The 20,914-nt window shown below is 76.0% G+C and carries 3 protein-coding genes; 2 read left to right on the top strand and 1 reads right to left on the bottom strand.

The window, feature by feature from the left end:
• Positions 1-223: 223 nt before the first annotated feature.
• Both ACFVU9_RS17220 and ACFVU9_RS17215 read left to right on the top strand, forming a co-directional pair.
• A complete protein-coding gene (locus ACFVU9_RS17220) occupies positions 224-1,738 on the top strand; it encodes a tetratricopeptide repeat protein (protein ID WP_387594046.1) in 1,515 nt (504 codons plus the stop codon).
• 11 nt (positions 1,739-1,749) lie between these two features.
• A complete protein-coding gene (locus ACFVU9_RS17215; protein ID WP_387594044.1) occupies positions 1,750-2,121 on the top strand; it encodes an ASCH domain-containing protein in 372 nt (123 codons plus the stop codon).
• A 120-nt stretch (positions 2,122-2,241) separates the two neighbouring features.
• Here the strand turns inward: ACFVU9_RS17215 and ACFVU9_RS17210 are convergent, their stop codons facing one another.
• Positions 2,242-20,766 (bottom strand): type I polyketide synthase, encoded by an 18,525-nt coding sequence (locus ACFVU9_RS17210; RefSeq protein ID WP_387594085.1) that lies wholly within the window; start codon positions 20,764-20,766, stop codon positions 2,242-2,244.
• Positions 20,767-20,914 lie beyond the last annotated feature (148 nt).

Genomic DNA, 20,914 nt, shown 5'->3' with positions numbered 1-20,914 from the left:
TCGTGAGGACGGCGCCTGATGTGGCGCCAACCGATAGCCTGGCGTGACGGCTTGGTCGCTTGTAGTGAGAGATCGCCGCCCGGCCAGGGCGAAGTCACCGCCCGTTCGAGGCGGCGGCCTCGGCCACGCAAGGACGGTTCGAACAGCCGACGGCAAGGCACATCCGGGGAGCAGAGCGACGCCGCGCAAGGGAGCGGGCAGCGCTGACAAGGGGAGGTCACCGATGACCGTCACCAGCACCACGGCACCGGACGGCGCGCACTCGGCCGCCTGCGGGCGCCGGATCAGAGAGCGGACGCTCGGTCAGGCCGGGAGCCCGGAGCCGGTGCCGCACGACCTGGCCGAGCTGATCGCCAAGGAGATCGCGGCGCACTGCGGCCACCGCCCGCTCAAGGCCTTCCGGATGGCCATGGGTTGGACCGTCGCCGAGGCGGTCCGGGCGGCGCACGACCTGGTCGAGCGGGAGAACCTGCGCAAGGTGGGGCTCACCGAACGCTCCTGGAAGGACTGGGAGGCGGGCAAGGCGCCGAGCCCGGAGTACCAGGACCTGCTGTGCCGCCTCCTGTCTACGGGCCCGGTCCAACTCGGGCTGGCCGCCGACTACACGCCCGGGTCGGCCTGGGCCGACAGGCCGGACAGTGCGACACTCCCAGCAGGACCCGCCGACGCGGGAGCGGGGCTGGAGGGGGTGACGGCCACGAAACGGCGAACCGCGCTCATGCTCACCGGGCTCGCCCTCGCGGCGCCCGCCACCGCCGCCCAGGTCCTCGACCAGGCCGCCGCCGAGGCACTGGAGTTCACGCGCCAGGCCGAGGCCAGCTCCCTGGGCGCCGGGACGCTCGACCACCTGGACCTCGCCGTCACCGACTTCAACGACGCCTACTCCATCAAGCCCCCGCAGCAGGTGTTCGCCGAGGCGCTGGACTACCGCCGCAAGGTGGACGCGCTGTTGAAGGCCCGACACACCCACGAGCAGGGCCGCGAACTGCTCGCCTACGCCGGGTGGCTCTCCGAACTCCTCGCCTGGCTCGCCCACGACCTCGGCAATCCCCGCGCCGGTCTCGCCTTCGCCAACGATTCCTTCGTCCACGGCCGGCAGGCCGGCCACGGCGAACTGTGCGCCTGGGCCATGGACGCCGCCGCCTCCATCAACCTGTACGAGCACCGCGCCGACCGGGCGCTCGCCGCCGCCCTCCGCGGCCTCACCCAGGCGCCGGCCACCCATCCGCTGACTGTCCGTCTCCACGCCCAGGCCGCCCGCGCGGCGGCGGCGGACGGCGACGCTGACGGCTTCACCGCCTCCCTACGTGCCGCCGAGGACGCCCACCGCTTCCTGCCCGTCCGGATGGCCCACCGCTTCGGCCTGGACCCGCTGCCGCTCGCCGACTACGCCCTCACCTCCTACCCGGCCACCGCCTACATCCGGCTCGGCCAGGCCGAGAACGCCCGAAGGCATGCCGAGCACGCCCTGCAGGTCTACGAGGCCGCCCCGGCCGCATCCCGCTCGCCCAGCCGCGAGGCCATCGCCCGCATCGACCTGGCACTCGCTCACGCCCAGCTCGGCGCCCCCGACGACGCCGTCGCCCTCGGCACTGAAGCACTCGGCTCCGACCGCGTGGTGGACTCCGTACGCAACCGCGCCACCGACCTCACCACCTACCTCGCCCGTCGCTACCCCGGCCACGGCCCCGCCGGTGAACTTCGCGAGCGCCTGTCCGCCCTGTCCACCCCGGTGTAGAAAGAGAGCTCATGCCCGAGCAGGACCGCGTCATCCAGATCCGCCGCCCCTACCTCGACCTGATCGCCGACGGCACCAAGACGATCGAGGTCCGCGTCGGCTACCCGAGCATGCGCAGGATCCACCCCGGCCAGGCCCTCGTCTTCGAGTCCGGCGGGACTCGCTGCCGTACCCAGGTCGTCAAGGTCACCGAGTACCCGACCTTCGAGGCGATGCTCGACGCCGAAGACAACGAGGCGATCGGCAGCGAGGGCATGGTTCGGGCCGAACTGCTCGCGGCCTGCCGCGAGATCTACCCGCCGGAGAAGGAAGCGCTCGGCGTCCTCGCGATCCACCTGCAGCTCACCCCCACCACCGAGGACGATGTTGCGCGCCGAGAGTGACCGTGCCCGGGTCGACGGGCGGCTCGTCGGGCCGAGCACGACCCGCAACGAATGACCCCCACAACGACGACGGGCGCGCCGGACACCTCGGAGGGTGACCGGCGCGCCCGCTCGAAGGCGTCACTCCCGGCCGCGCAGCCACTCCTCGACGATCTCGGCGGTGAGGGCCGAGTCCTCGCGGATCATCGACAGGTGGTCGGCGGCGACTCCGCGCACCTGGGCGCCCGGCACGAGGGGTTCGGCCTGGGCGCGCTGCTCGATGGGGGCCTCGTCGACGCCGGTCAGGGCGCGGTCGCAGGTGACGAGCAGGACGGGGGCCGTGGTGTGGTGGACCTCCAGGCGGTTGAGGAGGACCATCCAGCGGCCCATGGCGGACAGGCGGGAGTTGGTCAGCCGCACCGGCGAGTCGGCGCCGGTGAAGTTGAGCCGCATCATGCCGGTGTAGTCGGTGCCCTCGTCGGCGTTGTGCTGGAAGCTCAGCGTGTCGAAGAGGACGACGCCCGCCGGGCGGATGCCCCACGTGTGCTCCAGCAGGCCGGCCGCGGCGTAGGCGAAGGAGCCGCCGGAGGAGTGGCCGGCGAGGACGAACGGGTGGCCGTCGCTGGCGCGCAGGGCGCTCTCGGCGATCACCCGGGTGGCGACCTCGGGGGTGGCGGGCAGCCGCTCGCCGGTGGCGAAGCCGACCAGCGGGAGCGCCGACACCTCGCGCTCGCCGCGGAAGTGGGCGGCGAGCCGGGAGTACTGGTGCACGCCCGCGTTGGCCGTCGGCGCGCTGACGCAGATCAGCCGGGTCGGGCGGGGCCCCTCGGCGAGGCGGGTCGCCCAGGGCAGGTCCTCCAGTTCGGCGGTCGCTTCGAAGGTGGGCCGCAGGGCGGCGACGGTGGCGAGCATGCGCTGGGCCTCGGGCACCTTGCCGTTGGCCAGGGCGTCGGTGAACAGGCGCTCCAGGGAGTCGAGTTCGGGTTCACCGCTGGAGACGAGGACGGGTGCCCCCTCGCCGTCCTCGGTGCGCTGGTTGGCGAGCTCGCTGCGGATCCAGGTGGCGAGCTCGACGGGCGAGCGGCTGTCGAAGACGACGGTGGCGGGCATCCGCAGGCCGGTGACGGCGGCGATCCGGTTGCGCAGTTCGACGGCGGTGAGCGAGTCGAACCCGAGCTCGTAGAAGTCGCGTTCGGCGTCGACGGCCTCCGGGGAGGGGTGGCCGAGGACGGCGGCGGCTTCGGCGCGGACGGTGTCGACGAGGTAGCGCATGCGGTCGCGCTCGTTCAGGTCGAGCAGCTGCCGGGTGAAGTCGGCGGCCGCGTCGGCACCGCCGGCGCCGGCGCCGGAGGCGGTGCGCCGGGCGGCGCGCCGGGCGGCGCGGACGAGTCCGCGGAACAGCGGCGGCACGTCGCCCTGGGGGCGCATGCCCCCGGCGGCCAGGCCCATCGGGATGACGAGCGGTTCGGCGGAGCCGAGGGCGGCCTCGAACAGGGCGAGGCCCTGCTCGACGGAGAGCGGCGGGATGCCGCCGGACTGCATGCGCCGCATGTCGGTCTCGCTGAGCTCGCTGGTCATGCCCGCCTCCTGGGCCCACGGGCCCCAGGCGAGCGAGGTGCCGGCGAGGCCGAGCGACCTTCGGTGGTCGATCAGGGTGTCCAGGAAGGCGTTGGCCGCGGCGTAGTTGCCCTGGCCGGGGCTGCCCATGACGCCCGCGATGGACGAGAAGACGGCGAACTGGGCGAGGCCGAGGTGGCGGGTGAGCTCGTGGAGCTGCCAGACGGCGTCGACCTTGGGCCGCAGGACGGCCGACAGGCGCTCGGGGGTGAGCGCGGTGACGATGCCGTCGTCCAGCACACCGGCCGTGTGGATGACGGCGGTGAGCGGGTGCTCGGCGGGGATGCCGGCGAGCAGCGCCTCGGTGGCGGCGCGGTCGGCGGTGTCGCAGGCGACGACACGGGCCTCGGCGCCGAGGGCCGCCAGGTCGGCGAGGAGTTCGGCCGCGCCGGGGGCGTCCGGGCCGCGCCGGCTGGTGAGCAGCAGGTGGCGGGCGCCGGTGACGGCGAGGCGGCGGGCGAGGTGGCGGCCGAGGGCGCCGGTGCCGCCGGTGATCAGGACGGTGCCGTCGGGGTCGCGCTCCACGGGCATCGTGAGGACGGTCCGCTTGTCCGGGTCCCCGGCGGTGCGGGCGTCGCGGATGTCGCGCGCGGCGACGGGCGGCGCGGTGAGTTCGCCGCGTCCGGCGAGGGCGGCGAGTTCCGCGAGGATCGCGGCGGTCTCGTCGGCCTCCGGTGCGGGCAGGTGGGCGAAGGCGTCGGCGTCGAGGACGAGGTCGGTGCCCGCCGCCGCACGCCCGAGGAGTCGCTCCGGCGGCAGGCCGTGGCCGAGCAGGGTCTCGCGCAGGCCGTCGGGGGCCGTGGCGGAGACGTCGGCGCCGAGGAGCAGGGCGAGCTGGACGGCGGCGGTGGCCGGTCCGGTGGCCGTGGCGTGCACGTGGACGGTCCAGCCGGTCCGGCCGGCCTGAGCGGCCGGGCCGCCGAGGGCCTGGCGGGCGGGGACGAAGTCGGCGGCCAGGGCGGCGGCGGCCCCGAAGGACCAGCCGGCGGGCAGCGGGGCCAGCAGGCGCCGGTCGGCGACCGCCTTCGGCCCGGCGGCCAGCACGCCGAACACCTCGTCGCCCGGGCGCAGGTCCGGCACGCCGTCACCGACCGCCGTCACCACGCCGGCCGCGCCGGTGCCGTGTCCGTGAACCGCGGCGGCCTTCACGGCGACGGCGACCTGCCCGGTCGCGGGCGGCCCGGCCGCCTCGGGCGACGGGACCAGGGCCACGTCCTCGGCGACGTCCAGCCGCCACGGCGTGCCCGCCGGGGGCAGCAGCCCCGCGGCGTCCGCGAGCCGGGCCAGCCGGCCCACCCGCAGGGCGCCGCCGCGGACGGCGAACTGGGCCTCGCCGTCGGCCAGCAGGCCGGGCAGCAGCGGCAGCACCGCGGCCACGTCCTCGGTCCGTTCGACGTCGAGCAGGGCGAAGCGGCCGGGGTGCTCGGAGTTCGCGGTGCGGGCCAGGCCCCAGGCGGCGCCGCCGGGCAGGTCGCGGACGGTCTCGCCGTCGGCGGCCCGGACGGCGCCCCGGGTCACGAACACCAGCCGGGAGGCGGCGGCGCGGTCGTCGGCCAGCCAGTCCTGGACGAGGGCGAGCACGCGCGTGGTGTGCGCGTGGACGGCCTCGGGGACGTCGCCGGCCGGGCCGTCCAGGGCGACCAGGACGAGGTCGGGCACCGGGCGGCCGAGGTCCGCGAGAGTCGCGGCCGAGGATCCCGTGCCGTAGGCGTCCCGGCCGAGCGCGGTGCAGCTCGGCGTCGTGGCGGCGGGCGGCGTGGCCGGGGCGGGGACCCACTCGATCCGGAACAGCGGGTCGCGGCCGGTGCGGGCGGCGGCAGCGGCGGCCTGCGGGGCGCGCAGGACGACCGAGCCGACCGTCAGCACCGCGCCGCCCGCCGGGTCGGTGGCGGTGACGGACACCGTGTCCTCCCCGAGGCGGGCGACGCGCACCCGCAGGGCGGCCGCTCCCCCGGCGTGCAGGGCCACGCCCTGCCAGGCCCGGGGCTGCGGCAGCTGCTCCTCGGTGCCGACGCCGATCAGGACGGCGGCGTGCAGGGCGGCGTCGAGCAGGGCCGGGTGGAGGCCGAAGTAGCGGGCGTCATCGGCGGGTTCGCCGTCGAGCTCGACCTCGGCGAACACCTCCTCGCCGCGCAGCCAGGCGGCGCGCAGCCCCCGGAACGCCGGGCCGCGCCCGGGCTCGCGGTAGAAGCCGTCCAGGTCGACGGCGAGCGCGCCGGCTGGCGGCCAGGCCGCCTGGGCGTAGTCCGGCAGGTCGGTGTCCTGGGGCACGAGGGTGCCGGTGGCGCAGCGCGTCCACGGCTCGTCGGGGGCGGCGTCGCCGGGGCGGGCGTAGCAGGCCACCGGGCGGGCGCCGGTGTCGTCGGGCGCGCCGACGCGCACCTGCACGACGGGTTCGTCGTCCTCGGCGAGCGGCAGCGGGTCGCCGAGCGTCAGCTCCGCGATCCTGCCGCAGCCGACCTGGTCGCCGGCCCGGACGGCCAGTTCGACGAGGGCGGCGGCGGGGAAGGCGAGCCGGCCGCCGATCCGGTGGTCGAGCAGCCACGGGTGGACGCGCAGGGCGAGACGGCTGGTGAACAGCACGCCGTCGGTGTCGTCGGCGAGCGGCACCGCGGCGCCGAGCAGCGGGTGGTCGGCCGGGACGAGGCCGACGGAGGCGACGTCGCCGGAGAGGGCGGCCGGGCGCGGCCAGTAGCGGCGGTGGTCGAAGGCGTAGGTGGGCAGGTCGACCCGGCGGGCGCCGGTGCCGTCGAACAGGGCCGCCCAGTCGACCGGGACGCCGGCCGTGTGGAGTGCGGCGAGGGCGGTGAGCAGGGTGCGCTCGTCGGCGCGGTCCTTGCGCAGGGCGGCGGCGCGGACGCAGTCCGCGTCCTCGCCGAGGCTCTGGTCGGCGAGGGCGGTGAGGACGCCGTCGGGGCCGAGTTCGAGGAAGGCGGTCGCGCCGGCCTCGCGCAGGGCGCGGACTCCGTCGGCGAAGCGGACGGCCTCGCGGACGTGGCGCACCCAGTAGTCGGGGCTGGTGAACTCCCCGCCCAGCGCGCCCGTCAGGTTGGAGACCAGTGGGATCGACGGGGTGCCGTAGGAGAGGCCGTCGAGGACGGTGCGGAAGTCCTCCAGCATCGGGTCCATCAGCGGCGAGTGGAAGGCGTGGGACACCCGCAGGCGGGACGTCCGGCGGTCGGCGAAGTGCGCCTCGATCGCCGCCACCGCTTCGAGAGAGCCCGAGACGACGACGGAGGCCGGACCGTTGACGGCCGCGATCGAGACGAACTCGGTGAGCAGCGGCAGGACTTCGTCCTCCGTCGCCTGCACGGCGAGCATCGCGCCGCCGGACGGCAGCGCCTGCATCAGCCGGCCGCGCGCCGCCACCAGGGCGCACGCGTCGCCGAGCGAGAACACCCCGGCCACATGCGCGGCCGCGATCTCGCCGATCGAGTGGCCCGCGACGAAGTCCGGCCGCAGGCCCAGGGATTCCACCAGCCGGTACAGCGCCACCTCGACCGCGAACAGCGCGGCCTGGGCGTACGAGGTCCGGTTCAGCAGCTCCGCGTCCTCGCCCCACACGACCGCGCGCAGCGGCTGGTCCAGGTGCTCGTCCAGCACCGCGCACACCGCGTCGAAGGCGTCCGCGAACACCGGGAAGCGCGCGTACAGTTCCCGGCCCATGCCGAGGCGCTGCGAGCCCTGGCCGGAGAACAGGAAGGCCGTCGAGCGGTCCGCCGCGACGCCGCGGGCCACCTCCGTCAGGCCCTCGCTGCACGCGAGCAGCACGGCCCGGTGCTCGAAGGCGGAGCGTCCGGCGGCGAGCGAGAACCCGATGTCCAGCGGGGAGAGTTCGAGCGCGCAGGCGCGGGCGAGGTGGGTCTCCAGCGCGTCCTCGGAGCGGCCGGAGAGCACCCACGGGACGACGGCGGGCAGCACCCGCTGGTCGTCGGTGGGCTCGGCCGCGGCGGGCGCCTGTTCGAGGATCACGTGCGCGTTGGTGCCGCTGATCCCGAACGAGGACACCCCGGCGCGCCAGGGCCGGTCGACCTCGGGCCACGGCCGCGCCTCGGTGAGCAGGTCGATCGAGCCCGCCGTCCAGTCCACGACGGCGGACGGCCGGTCGATGTGCAGGGACTTCGGCAGCACGCCGTGCCGCATGGCGAGCACGGTCTTGATCACTCCGGCGACCCCGGCGGCGGCCTGGGTGTGGCCGATGTTCGACTTCAGCGAGCCGAGCAGCAGCGGCCGTTCGCGGTTCCTGCCGTAGGTGGCGAGGAGCGCCTGGGCCTCGATCGGGTCGCCGAGGGCGGTGCCGGTGCCGTGGCCCTCGACGGCGTCGACCTCGGCGGCGGACAGTCCGGCGCTCGCGAGGGCCTGGCGGATGACGCGCTGCTGGGACGGGCCGTTGGGCGCGGTGATGCCGTTCGAGGCGCCGTCCTGGTTGACGGCGCTGCCCCGCACGACGGCGAGCACCGGGTGCCCGTTGCGGCGCGCGTCGGACAGCCGCTCCAGGACGACCATGCCGACGCCCTCGGACCAGTTGGTGCCGTCGGCGGCGTCCGAGTAGGCCTTGCAGCGGCCGTCCGCGGCGAGGCCGTTCTGGACGGTGAAGCCGGCGAAGCTCACCGGCGTGGTCATCACCGTCACGCCGCCGGCGAGCGCGAGTCCGCACTCGCCGTTGCGGAGCGCCTGGGCGGCCCAGTGCAGGGCGACCAGGGACGAGGAGCACGCGGTGTCGACGGTGACGGCCGGGCCCTCCAGGCCGAGCGTGTAGGAGATGCGGCCGGACAGGACGCTCGACGCGAGGCCGGTGCCGGCGTGGCCGCCGATGTCCTCGCGCGAGTTCATCATGAGCGTCGCGTAGTCGAGGCCGTTGGTGCCGACGAAGACGCCGGTGCGGCTGCCGCCGAGCCGCTGCGGGTCGACCCCCGCGCGCTCCAGGGCCTCCCAGGAGGTCTCCAGGAGGAGGCGCTGCTGGGGGTCCATCGCGAGGGCCTCGCGCGGCGAGATGCCGAAGAAGGAGGCGTCGAAGTCGGCGACGGCGTCGATGAAGCCGCCTTCCAGGGTGGCGCTGCGGCCGCGGCCGTCGCGGTCGCCGACGAGCAGGGTCCGCAGGTCCCAGCCGCGGTCCTCGGGGAAGCCGGCGATGCCGTCGCCGCCCTCGGAGACCAGGCGCCACAGCTCGTCGGGCGAGGTGACGCCGCCGGGCAGGCGGCAGGCCATGCCGACGATCACGATCGGGTCGGCGTCGTCGGCCGCGGCCCGCGGGGCGGGCAGCAGCGGGTCGGCGGGGGTGTCGAGGAGCTCGGCCAGCAGGTGCTCGGCGAGGGCCTGGGCGGTCGGGTAGTCGTAGACGGAGGTGGCGGGGAGCTTGAGGCCGGTGGCCGCGCCGAGCCGGGCGGGCAGCTCGACGGCGGTCAGCGAGTCGAAGCCGAGGTCGCGGAACTTGCGGTCCGGGGCGACGGCGGAGCGGTCGGCGTAGCCGAGCACGGCGGCGACGTGGGTGCGGACGAGGTCGGTGAGCAGGGCGGTGCGCTCGGCCGGGGTGAGGGCGCGCAGGCGGCCGGTGAGCTCGGAGGCGGCGCTCGCGTAGTCGCGGCGGGCCGCGGCGGCGGCCTCAAGGGCGGGCCGGGCGGCCGGGAGGTCCCGCAGCAGCGGGTTGCCGCGCAGGCCGACCAGGCTCTCCAGGACCTGCGGCTGCGTCAGGTCGAGCAGCACGAGCGCCGGGGCCGGGCGGGTGACGGCCTGGCGCAGCGCGGCCAGGGCGAGCTCGGGGTGCAGGGCGGGGACGGCGGCGCGCTGGGTGCGGCCGTCCTCCTCGGCCGGGGCGCCCGCGTCGGGGCCGGTGTACTCGGCGCCGATCCAGGCGCCCCAGGCGATCGAGGTGGCGGGCAGGCCCTCGGCGCGGCGGCGCTGGGCGAGCGCGTCCAGGACGGCGGCCGGGCCGGCCAGGGTGGCGCGGCCGGGGGTGCCGACGGCGCCCGCGACGGAGGAGCAGAGCACGAAGGCCGTCAGGTCGAGGCCGCGGGTCAGCTCGTCGAGGTGGAGGGCGGCCCCGGCGCGGACCCGGTGGACGGCGGCGAGGCGCTCGGGCGTCAGGTCGTCGAGGACGCCGTCGTCGACCGTGCCCGCCGCGTGGACGACGGCGGTGAGCGGGGCGTCGGCGGGGATCGCGGCCAGCAGGGCGGCGAGGGCCTCGCGGTCGGCGACGTCGCAGGAGGTGATCGTCACGGCGGCGCCCAGGCCGCTCAGCTCCTCGGCGAGGTCGGCGGCGCCGGGGGCGTCGGGGCCGCGGCGGCTCGCCAGCAGCAGGTGGCTCGCGCCCGCGGCGGCGAGCTGCCGGGCCACCGCGGCGCCCCGGCCGCCGGTGCCCCCGGTGATCAGCACCGTGCCCGGGGTCGCCCCCGGTGTCCAGCCCGCGTCGGCTGCGCCGGCCGGGGCCGGGACCAGGCGGCGGGCGTGGACGGCGGCCGTGCGGATCGCGATCTGGTCCTCGGCGTCCGAGCCGTCCGGGCCGTCCGCGCCGGCGAGGACGGCGGCCAGCCGGCGCACCGCGGTCTGGTCCGGTGCCCCGGGCAGGTCGACGAGGCCGCCCCACTGCTGGGGGTGCTCCAGCGCGGCGACCCGGCCGAGGCCCCACACGGCGGCCTGCTCGGGCGCGGTCGGCACGTCGGTGCGGGCCACGGCGACCGCGCCGCGCGTCAGGCTCCACAGCGGCGCGGTGACGTCCGCGTCGCCCAGGGCTTGCAGGAGGGCGAGGGTCACCGCGGCCGGGTCGGTGCCGCGGCCGAGCGCGAGGAGGGACAGGACGCCGGTGAACGGGCGCCCGGTCGAGGGCAGTTCCCGCAGCAGCGCGGCGAGCTCGGCGCGCTGCGGGGCGGGCACGGACAGGAGCAGGGCGTCCGGTCCGACGGCCTCGCAGGCCGCCTCCGTCCACGCCTCGTCGCCGTCCTCGGCCGGCGTGACCACCAGCCACGGGCCGGAGGGCCGGGCCGTCGAGCCGCCCGGCAGCGCGCGCCAGGACTCGTGGAAGCGCAGCGCGTCCAGCAGGGACTGGTCGCGGTGGTGGCGCCGCCAGGCGGACAGGGCGGGGAGCACCGCGCCGAGCGCGTCGCCGTCCACGGCGAGGTCGGCGGCCAGCGCGTCCAGGTCCTCGCCCTCGACGGCGGCCCAGAAGCGGGCGTCCAGCGGGTCGTCCTGCACGGCGGCGCCGGGGCCGGCGGCCGGGGCGTACGTCTGCGGCCAGTAGCGCTCGCGCTGGAAGGCGTACGTCGGGAGGTCGGTGCGGCGGGCGCCGGTGCCGTCGAACAGGCGTGCCCAGTCGACGGGCACGCCGACGACATGGAGACGGGCCAGCGCGGTCAGCAGGACGGTCTCCTCGGGACGGCCACGGCGGCCGGCCGGCTCGACGACGGCCTCCGGGGCGTCCGCGAGGGTCTGACGGACGGCCGGGGCGAGGGCCGCGTCGGGGCCGAGTTCCAGGAAGTCGGTCGCACCGGCGGCGTGCAGCGTGCGGATACCGTCGGCGAAGCGGACGGCCTCGCGGACGTGGCGCACCCAGTAGTCGGGGGTGGTGACGTCGCCGTCCAGGGAACCGGCCAGGTTGGAGACCAGCGGGATCGAAGGGGCGCCGTAGGCAAGCCCGTTGAGGACGGTGCGGAAGTCCTCCAGCATCGGGTCCATCAGCGGCGAATGGAACGCGTGCGAGACCTTGAGCCGCGTGGTCCGCCGGTCGGCGAAGTGCTGCTCGATCGCCGCCACCGCTTCGAGAGAGCCCGAGACGACGACGGAGGTCGGACCGTTGACGGCCGCGATCGACACGAAGTCACCCAGCAGCGGCAGGACTTCGTCCTCCGAAGCCTGCACGGCGAGCATCGCGCCACCCTCCGGCAACGCCTGCATCAGCCGGCCGCGAGCACTCACCAGCGTGCAGGCGTCCTCCAGCGAGAACACCCCGGCGACGTGCGCGGCCGCGATCTCGCCGATCGAGTGGCCCGCGACGAACTCGGCCCGCACACCCAGCGATTCGACGAGCCGGTACAGCGCCACCTCGACTGCGAACAGCCCGGCCTGGGCGAACTCCGTCCGGTTGACCAGCTCCTCGTCCGAGCCCCACACCACCTCGCGGACGGGCAGATCGAACTGCGCGCACACCGCATCGAAGGCCTCGGCGAACACGGGGAAGCGGGCGTACAATTCCTGCCCCATTCCCAGGCGTTGGGCGCCCTGTCCGGAGAACAGCAGTGCCGTCCTGCGCTCGCCGTCGGCGACGCCCCTGGCCACCTCGGCGCCGTCCAGCAGCACCGCCCGGTGCGCGAACCGCGACCGCCCGGCGGCCAGCGAGAGGCCGACGTCGACCGGCGAGGCGTCCAGCCCGACCAGTCGTGCGAGCTGCGCGTCCAGCGCGGCCTCCGACTTGCCCGCCGGCACCCACGGCACCACGCCCGGCGCCACCGACGGCTCCGGCGCGGGGGCCTCGGCCGGCGGCGCCTGCTCGACGATCACGTGCGCGTTGGTGCCGCTGATCCCGAAGGCCGACACGCCCGCGCGGCGCGGCCGGCCGGTCTGCGGCCACTCCTCCGCCCGCGTGAGCAGCCGGATGTCACCGGCCGTCCAGTCGACGTGCGAGGACGGCGCGTCCACGTGCAGCGTGCGGGGCAGCACACCGTGCTGCATCGACAGCACGGCCTTGATCACGCCCGCCGCGCCGGCCGCGGCCTGGGTGTGGCCGATGTTGGACTTCAGCGAGCCGAGCAGCAGCGGGCGTTCGCGCTCCTGCCCGTAGGTCGCGAGGAGGGCCTGGGCCTCGATCGGGTCGCCCAGGGTCGTGCCCGTGCCGTGGCCCTCGACGAAGTCGACGTCCGCCGCCGACAGGCGCGCGTTGGCGAGGGCCTGGCGGATGACGCGCTGCTGGGACGGGCCGTTGGGGGCGGTGAGGCCGTTGGAGGCACCGTCCTGGTTGACGGCGCTGCCGCGCACGACGGCCAGCACCGGGTGCCCGTTGCTGCGGGCGTCCGAGAGGCGCTCCAGCACCAGCACGCCGGCGCCCTCCGACCAGCCCGTCCCGTCCGCGCCGTCCGCGAAGGCCTTGCAGCGCCCGTCCGGGGCCAGCCCGCCCTGCCGGGTGAAGCCGGGGAAGCCGAGCGAGGACGACATCACGGTGACGCCGCCCGCCAGGGCCAGGGTGCACTCACCGCTGCGCAGGGACTGCGCGGCCAGGTGCATCGCCACCAGGGAGGAGGAGCACGCCGTGTCGACGGTGACCGCCGGGCCCTCCAGGCCGAAGGTGTAGGAGATCCGGCCGGAGACCACGCTCGCGGCCAGGCCCGTGCTCGCGTGGCCCTCGATGTCCTCCCGGGCGTTCATGACGAGCGTCAGGTAGTCCTGGCCGCCGGTGCCGACGAAGACACCGGTCCGGCTGCCGCGCAGCGCCGTCGGGTCGATCCCGGCGCGCTCGATGGCCTCCCAGGACGTCTCCAGCAGGAGCCGCTGCTGCGGGTCCATGGCGAGGGCCTCGCGCGGCGAGATGCCGAAGAAGGAGGCGTCGAAGTCGGCCACCCCGTGCAGGAAGCCGCCCTTGGCGGTGGCGCTGCGCCCCCGGTCGCCGGGGCCGCCGCCGAGCAGGGTGTCGAGGTCCCAGCCGCGGTCGGTCGGGAAGTCGGAGATGCCCTCGCGGCCCTCGGCGACCAGCGCCCACAGCTCCTCGGGCGTGCCGATCCCGCCGGGCAGGCGGCAGGCCATGCCGACGATCGCGATCGGGTCGTCGGCGGTGGCGGCGGCCGCCGCGGCCGGGGCGAGCGGCTCGTCGTGCTGCCCGAGCACCTCCGCGAGGACGAGGTCGGCGATCGCGGCGGGGGTCGGGTGGTCGAAGACCAGGGTGGCGGGCAGGCGCAGGCCGGTGACGGCGGTCAGGCGGTTGCGCAGTTCGAGTGCCGTGAGGGAGTCGATGCCGAGGTCGTGGAAGTCGCGGTCGGCGGCGACGGCCTGCGGCGAGGCGTGGCCGAGGACGCCGGCGGCCTCGGTGCGGACCAGGTCGACGACGTGGCGCAGGCGGTCGGCCTCGCGCAGCTCGTAGAGGCGGGCGGCGAGCGCGGCCACCGCGCCGGTGCGGCCGCCGGAGGACTCCGCCGTGCGGCGGGCGCCGCGGACGAGGCCGCGCAGCAGCGCGGGCACGGTGCCGGGCATCCGGGCCGGGCCGGTGGCGCGGCCGATGGGGACGAGGTAGGGCTCGTCGGTTCCCATGGCGGCGTCGAGCAGGGCGAGGCCCTGTTCCTCCGTGAGGGGCGGGACTCCGGTGGCCCGGATGCGGTGCAGGTCGGCCTCGGTGAGCGTGCCCGTCATGCCGGCCGTCGGCACCCAGGCGCCCCAGCCCAGGGACTGGGCGGCCAGGCCCTGTTGACGGCGCCAGACGGCAAGCGCGTCGAGGTAGACGTTGGCTGCCGCGTAGTTGCCCTGGCCGGCCGTACCCATCACGCCCGAGATGGACGAGAAGAGGACGAAGGCCTTGAGGTCCTGGTCCTTCGTCAGCTCGTGCAGGTTCCAGGCGGCATCGACCTTGGGACGGAGGACGGCCGACAGGCGCTCGGGGGTCAGCGCGGTGACGATGCCGTCGTCCAGCACACCGGCCGCGTGCACGACACCCGTGATCGTCCGACCGCCCAGGGCCTGCGCAAGCGCCTCGCGGTCGGCCGCGTCACAAGCCACGACCTCCGCACGGGCACCCAGCCCCGCCAGCTCCTCCACCAGCTCGGACGCGCCACCACGGCGGCTCAGCAACAGCAGCTCCCGCACGCCGTGTTCGGCGACGAGATGCCGGGCGACGAGACGGCCCAGACCGCCGGTGCCACCCGTGATCACCACGGTGCCCGTGCCCCAGCCCTTCGAGGGTTCGCCAGGAGCCACCCGGTCCAGCCGGCCCACTCGGACGGCTCCGGCACGCGCAGTGAACTGGAAGTCGCCGCCGTCCAATTGGGCGCAGAGGACGGGCAGCGCCGCCTCGACGTCCGACGCACGCTCGACGTCGAGCAGGGCGAACCGGCCCGGGTTCTCCGCCTCGGCCGCCCGGACGAGACCCCAGACCGCGCCGCCGACGAGGTCCGCGACCTCGCCGCCCGGCACCGCGCCCCGGGTGACGAACACCAGGCGGCCGTCGGCGAAGCGCGGCTCGGCCAGCCACTCCTGCACCAGGCCCAGCGCCCACGCCGTCACCTCGTGCGCCTGCTCGGGCGTCGAACCGCCCGCCACCGGCACGAGCACGACCTCCGGCACCGCTCCCGTCACGTCGGCGAGCGACGGCACGTCCTCGCCCAGCGTGACGGCCCGCACGGGCGCGGTGGCGCGCGCCGGTACGTCCACCCAGTCGAGCCGCAGCAGCGCCCCGGCCAGGTCGGCTCGCTCGGCCACGGCGGCCGGCTCGCCCAGCGTCAGCGACCCGGCCGACAGCACGGGACCGCCCGCCGCGTCGGCGACCTCCACGGACACCGCGTCCTCGCTCGCCCTCGCGACCCGCAGCCGCACGACGGCCGCACCGGTCGCGTGCAGCGCCACGTCGCGCCAGTCCGTGGGCACCAGCCGCGCGCCGTCGTCCGCCCCAATGAGGGCGGCGATCTGGACGGCCGCCTCCAGCAGCGCCGGATGCAGCCCGTACGGCGCCGCGTCCTCGGCCCGCCCCGGCAGGACGGCCTCCGCGAACACCTCGTCGCCCCGCCGCCACACCGCCTGCAGCGTGCGGAACGCCGGGCCGTGGTCCAGCGGGTCGTGGCAGGACGCCGGATCCACCGCCACCGCGTCCACCGGGGGCCACGCGGAGGCGTCGAAGTCGTCTTCCCGCTCGCCCACGGCCAGCGTGCCGGTGGCGTGACAGGTCCACGGGCCGTCCACGGCCTCCGCCGGCCGGGCGTAGCAGCTCAGAGAACGCGTCCCGGCCTCGTCCGGCGCGCCGACCGCCAGCTGGACGACGACGGCGCCGTCCTCGGGCAGCACCAGCGGCTCGGCCGGCGTCAGCCGCTCGACCCGGTCGCAGGCCACCTGGTCGGCGGCCCGGACGGCCAGCTCCAGGAACCCCGTCGGCGGGAACACGGCCACGCCGCCCACCCGGTGGTCGCCCAGCCACGGCTGCGCCTTCAGCGACAGCCGGCCGGTCAGCAGCACGCTGCCCGAGTCGGCCGGGGAGACCACCGCGCCCAGCAGCGGGTGCTCGGCCGACTGCAGGCCCGCGCCGGTGACGTCGCCCGTGTGCGCGGCCTGGGCGGGCCAGTAGCGCTCGTGCTGGAAGGCGTACGTCGGCAGGTCGGTGCGGCGGGCGCCGGTGCCGTCGAACAGCCGGGCCCAGTCGACAGGCACGCCGGTGACGTGCAGGCGGGCGAGGGCGGTGACGAGGGTGTGCTCCTCGGGCCGGTCGCGGCGCAGCGCGGGGACGGCGACGCGGTCGGCGCCCTCGTCGAGGTTCTGCACGGCGAGGGCGGTGAGCACGCCACCGGGGCCGAGCTCCAGGTAGTCCGTGGCACCGGCTGCGTCGAGGGCGAGGATCCCGTCGGCGAAGCGGACGGCCTCGCGGACGTGGCGCACCCAGTAGTCGGGGGTGGTGACGTCCTCGCCGCCGAGCTCACCGGTGAGGTTGGAGACCAGCGGGATCGAAGGGGCCTGGTACGTCAGTCCGTTGAGGACCTCGCGGAAGTCCGCCAGCATCGGATCCATCAGCGGGGAGTGGAACGCGTGCGAGACCTTCAGCCGCGTGGTCTTGCGGTCGGCGAAGTGCGCCTCGATCGCCGCCACCGCTTCGAGAGAGCCCGAGACGACGACGGAGGTCGGACCGTTGACGGCCGCGATCGACACGAAGTCGCGCAGCAGCGGCAGGACTTCGTCCTCCGAAGCCTGCACGGCCAGCATCGCGCCACCGGAAGGCAGCGCCTGCATCAGACGCCCACGAGCACTCACCAGCGTGCAGGCGTCCTCCAGCGAGAACACCCCGGCCACATGCGCAGCCGCGATCTCACCGATCGAGTGCCCGGCCACGAACTCGGCCCGCACGCCTAGCGATTCGACGAGCCGGTACAACGCCACCTCGACCGCGAACAACGCGGCCTGGGCGAACTCCGTCCGGTCCAGCAGCTCCTCGTCCGAACCCCACACCACATCGCGGACGGGCAGATCGAACTGCGCACACACCGCGTCGAACGCCTCCGCGAACACCGGGAACCGGGCATACAACTCCCGCCCCATCCCCAGCCGCTGCGACCCCTGCCCCGAGAACAGCAGCGCGAGCCGCCGCTCTCCCGCCGTGCCACGCGCCACCTCGGCGCCGTCCAGCAGCACCGCCCGGTGCCCGAACCGCGACCGCCCGGCCAGCGACAACCCGACGTCCGCCGACGAGCCGGCCACCCCGGCGAGCCCGGCCAGTTGCGCGTCCAGCGCGTCCTCCGACGCTCCCGAGACCACCCATGGCACCACGCCGGGCACCGAGCCCGGCGCCTCCGCGCCATCCACGACAGGCGCCTGCTCGACGATCACGTGGGCGTTCGTCCCGCTGATCCCGAACGACGAGATCCCGGCCCGGCGAGGGTGCCCGGCCTCGGGCCACTCGCGCGCCTCCGTCAGGAGCTCCACCGCGCCGGCCGACCAGTCGACGTGCGAGGACGGCGCGTCGACGTACAGCGTCTTCGGCAGCACGCCCGCCCGCATCGCCTCCACCATCTTGATCACGCCCGCGACCCCGGCCGCCGCCTGGGTGTGCCCGAGGTTGGACTTCACCGAGCCGAGGAACAGCGGGAGTTCACGCTCCTGCCCGTACGTGGCGAGCAGCGCCTGCGCCTCGATCGGGTCCCCGAGCGTCGTTCCCGTGCCGTGCGCCTCGACGGCGTCGACCTCTCCCGCCGACAGCCCCGCGTTCGCCAGCGCCTGCCGGATGACGCGCTGCTGGGACGGGCCGTTGGGGGCGGTGAGACCGTTGGAGGCGCCGTCCTGGTTGACGGCGCTGCCGCGCACGACGGCCAGCACCGGGTGCCCGTTGCTGCGGGCGTCCGAGAGCCGCTCCAGCACCAGCACGCCGGCGCCCTCCGACCAGCCCGTCCCGTCCGCACCGTCCGCGAACGCCTTGCAGCGCCCGTCCGTCGCGAGCCCGCCCTGCCGGGTGAAGCCGAGGAAGCTCATCGGTGTGGACAGGACGGTCACGCCGCCGGCCAGGGCCAGGGTGCACTCGCCGCTGTTCAGGGACTGCGCGGCCAGGTGCATCGCCACGAGCGAGGAGGAGCAGGCGGTGTCGATCGTGAGCGCCGGGCCCTCCAGGCCGAAGCAGTAGGACACCCGGCCCGAGATCACGCTGTTGGCCAGCCCGGTGCTCGCGTGGCCCTCCACCTCCTCCCGGGAGTTCATCACCAGCGAGGCGTAGTCCTGGCCCGTCGTGCCGACGAAGACGCCGGTCCGGCTGCCGCGCAGCGCGGTCGGGTCGATGCCCGCCCGCTCGAAGGCCTCCCAGGACGTCTCCAGCAGCAGGCGCTGCTGCGGGTCCATCGCGAGGGCCTCGCGCGGCGAGATGCCGAAGAAGCCCGCGTCGAAGTCCCCGAGGCCGGCGAGGAAGCCGCCCTGGCGGGTGGCGCTCACGCCGTGGCCGGTGCCGAAGAGCGCGTCGAGGTCCCAGCCGCGGTCGGTCGGGAAGTCGGTGATGCCGTCGCGGCCCTCGCTCAGGAGCCGCCAGAGGTCCTCGGGGGTCCGCACGCCGCCCGGCAGGCGGCAGGCAATGCCGACGATCGCGATCGGCTCCCCGGCGTCGGCGGTGGTGGCCACCGGGGCCGCCACGTCGTCCTCATCGTCGAGGAGGTCCCCGAGTAGGTGCGCGGCGAGGGCGTGCGGGGTCGGGTAGTCGAAGACCATGGTCGCCGGCAGCCGCAGCCCGGTGACGTCGGCAAGGCGGTTGCGCAGCTCGATCGCGGTGAGGGAGTCGAAGCCGAGGTCCCGGAACTCGCGCGCGGGGTCGACCGCCTGGCCCGAGGCGTGGCCGAGGACGCCGGCGGCCTCCGCGCGGACGAGGTCGACGAGGTGGCGCAGGCGGTCGCCCTCGCGCAGCTCGTGCACGCGGGCGGCGAGGGCCGTGCCGGTGGTGCTCACGGCGGTACGGCGCCCGGCGGGCAGGAGGGCGCGGAACATCGTCGGCACCTCGCCGCGCGGGCGGGCGCCGGAGGCCATGCGGCCGGTCGCGACCAGGTACGGCTCGTCGACGGCCATCGCGGCGTCGAGCAGCGCGAGACCGTCCTCCTCGGTCAGGGGCGGGACGCCGGAGGAGCGGATGCGGTGCAGGTCGGCCTCGGTGAGCGTGCCCGTCATGCCGGCGGTCGGCACCCACGCGCCCCAGCCGAGGGACTGGGCGGGCAGGCCGTTCTGACGGCGCCGGACGGCAAGCGCGTCGAGGTAGACGTTCGCCGCCGCGTAGTTGCCCTGGCCGGCACTGCCCAGGACACCGGAGATGGACGAGAAGAGGACGAAGGCCTTGAGGTCCTGGTCCTTGGTCAGCTCGTGCAGGTTCCACGCCGCGTCGACCTTGGGACGCAGGACGGCAGCGAGTCGCTCGGGCGTCAGTGCGCTCACGACGCCGTCGTCCAGCACACCGGCCGCGTGCACGACGCCCGTGATCGTCCGGCCCTTCAGGGCCTCGGCGAGCGCCTCGCGGTCGGCGGCGTCACAGGCCACGACCTCGACGTCGGCGCCCAGCTCGCGCAGGTCCTCCAGCCACACACCGACGCCCCCGCGGCGGCTCAGCAACAGCAGGTCCCGGACGCCGTGTTCCGCCACCAGGTGGCGTGCGACGAGACGGCCAAGACCGCCAGTGCCGCCCGTGACGACGACCGTTCCCTCGCCCCAGCCCGCGGACGACCCACCGCCGGGAGCGCGGGTCAGCCGGCCGACGCGCACGGCACCCTCGCGGATCACCACCTGCGACTCGCCGGTCGCCAGCACGGCGTCCAACGGCAGCTCGCCGTCCGTGTCCACGAGCACGAAGCGGCCCGGGTTCTCCGACTCGGCCGCCCGCACCAGACCCCACACGGCAGCGCCCGCGAGGTCCGACACCCCGTCGACCGCGCCCCGGGTGACGAACACCAGGCGGGCATCCGCAAAGCGCGGCCCCGCCAGCCACTCCTGCACCAGGCCCAGCGCCCACGCCGTCACCTCGTGCACCCGCTCGGGCGTCGAACCGCCCGCCACCGGGACCACCACGACCTCCGGCACGTCGTCGCCGAGCTCGGACAGCCCGGCGACCTCCACGGACCGAACGCCCACCGGCCGGACGGGCGTAGCCGCGATCCACTCCAGCCGCAGCAATGACCCGTTCGCCCCGTGAGAGGCGGCGGCCGGCTCACCCAGCTCCACGGACTCCGCCGAGAGCACGAGCTCGCCCGCCGCGTCGGCGAGGGCCAGCGACACCGTGTCCGCGCCCGTCCGCACCAGCCGGGCGCGCGCCACCGTGGCGCCCGTGGCGTGCAGCGACACCCCGGACCAGGCCACGGGGACGAGCCCCCGGCCGTCCGCCCGCAGGACGGCGGCCAGCAGCGCGGGGTGCAGCCCGAACCCGGCTGCCGTGCCCGCCAGTTCGGCCGGGAGCTCGGCCTCGGCGAAGGTCTCCTCGCCGCGCCGCCAGACGCCGGTGCCGTCCGTGACCGCGTCGTCCGCGACCGCGCCGGCCGGCGGCCAGACCGCCGCGTCGAAGTCGGCGGCGCGCGCTCCCGTGGTCAGCACCCCGGTGGCGTGTTCGGTCCAGGGCTCGTCGAGCCCGCCGTCGGGGCGCGAGAAGAACGTCACCGTCCGCGCCCCCGACCCGTCCGGCGCACCGGCCCGGACCTGGAGCATGGTGCCCGCGTCCAGCGCGAGCGGCCGGGTCACGGTGAGCCGCTCGACCCGGTCGCAGCCGACGTGGTCGCCGACCCGGATCGCCAGCTCCAGGAACCCGGCCGACGGGAAGACGTCCGCGTCGCCGTCCCACACCGCCGTGCCGGGCGCGAGCCGGCCGGTGAAGACGACGCTGTCCGTGCCCGCGAGCGGCACAGCGGCCCCGAGGAGCGGGTGGTCCGCCGCCAGCAGACCGGCGGAGGCGACGTCGCCGACGCCGCTGCCCAGGGCGGGCCAGTAGTGCTCGTGCTGGAAGGCGTACGTCGGCAGGTCGACGCGGCGGGCGCCGGTGCCCTCGAACAGCCGGGCCCAGTCGACGGAAACGCCGGTGACGTGC

It is taken from the genome of Kitasatospora sp. NPDC057936, from assembly GCF_042887525.1.
Classification (GTDB): Bacteria; Actinomycetota; Actinomycetes; order Streptomycetales; family Streptomycetaceae; genus Kitasatospora.
This window is presented reverse-complemented; position numbering and strand designations above follow the sequence as displayed.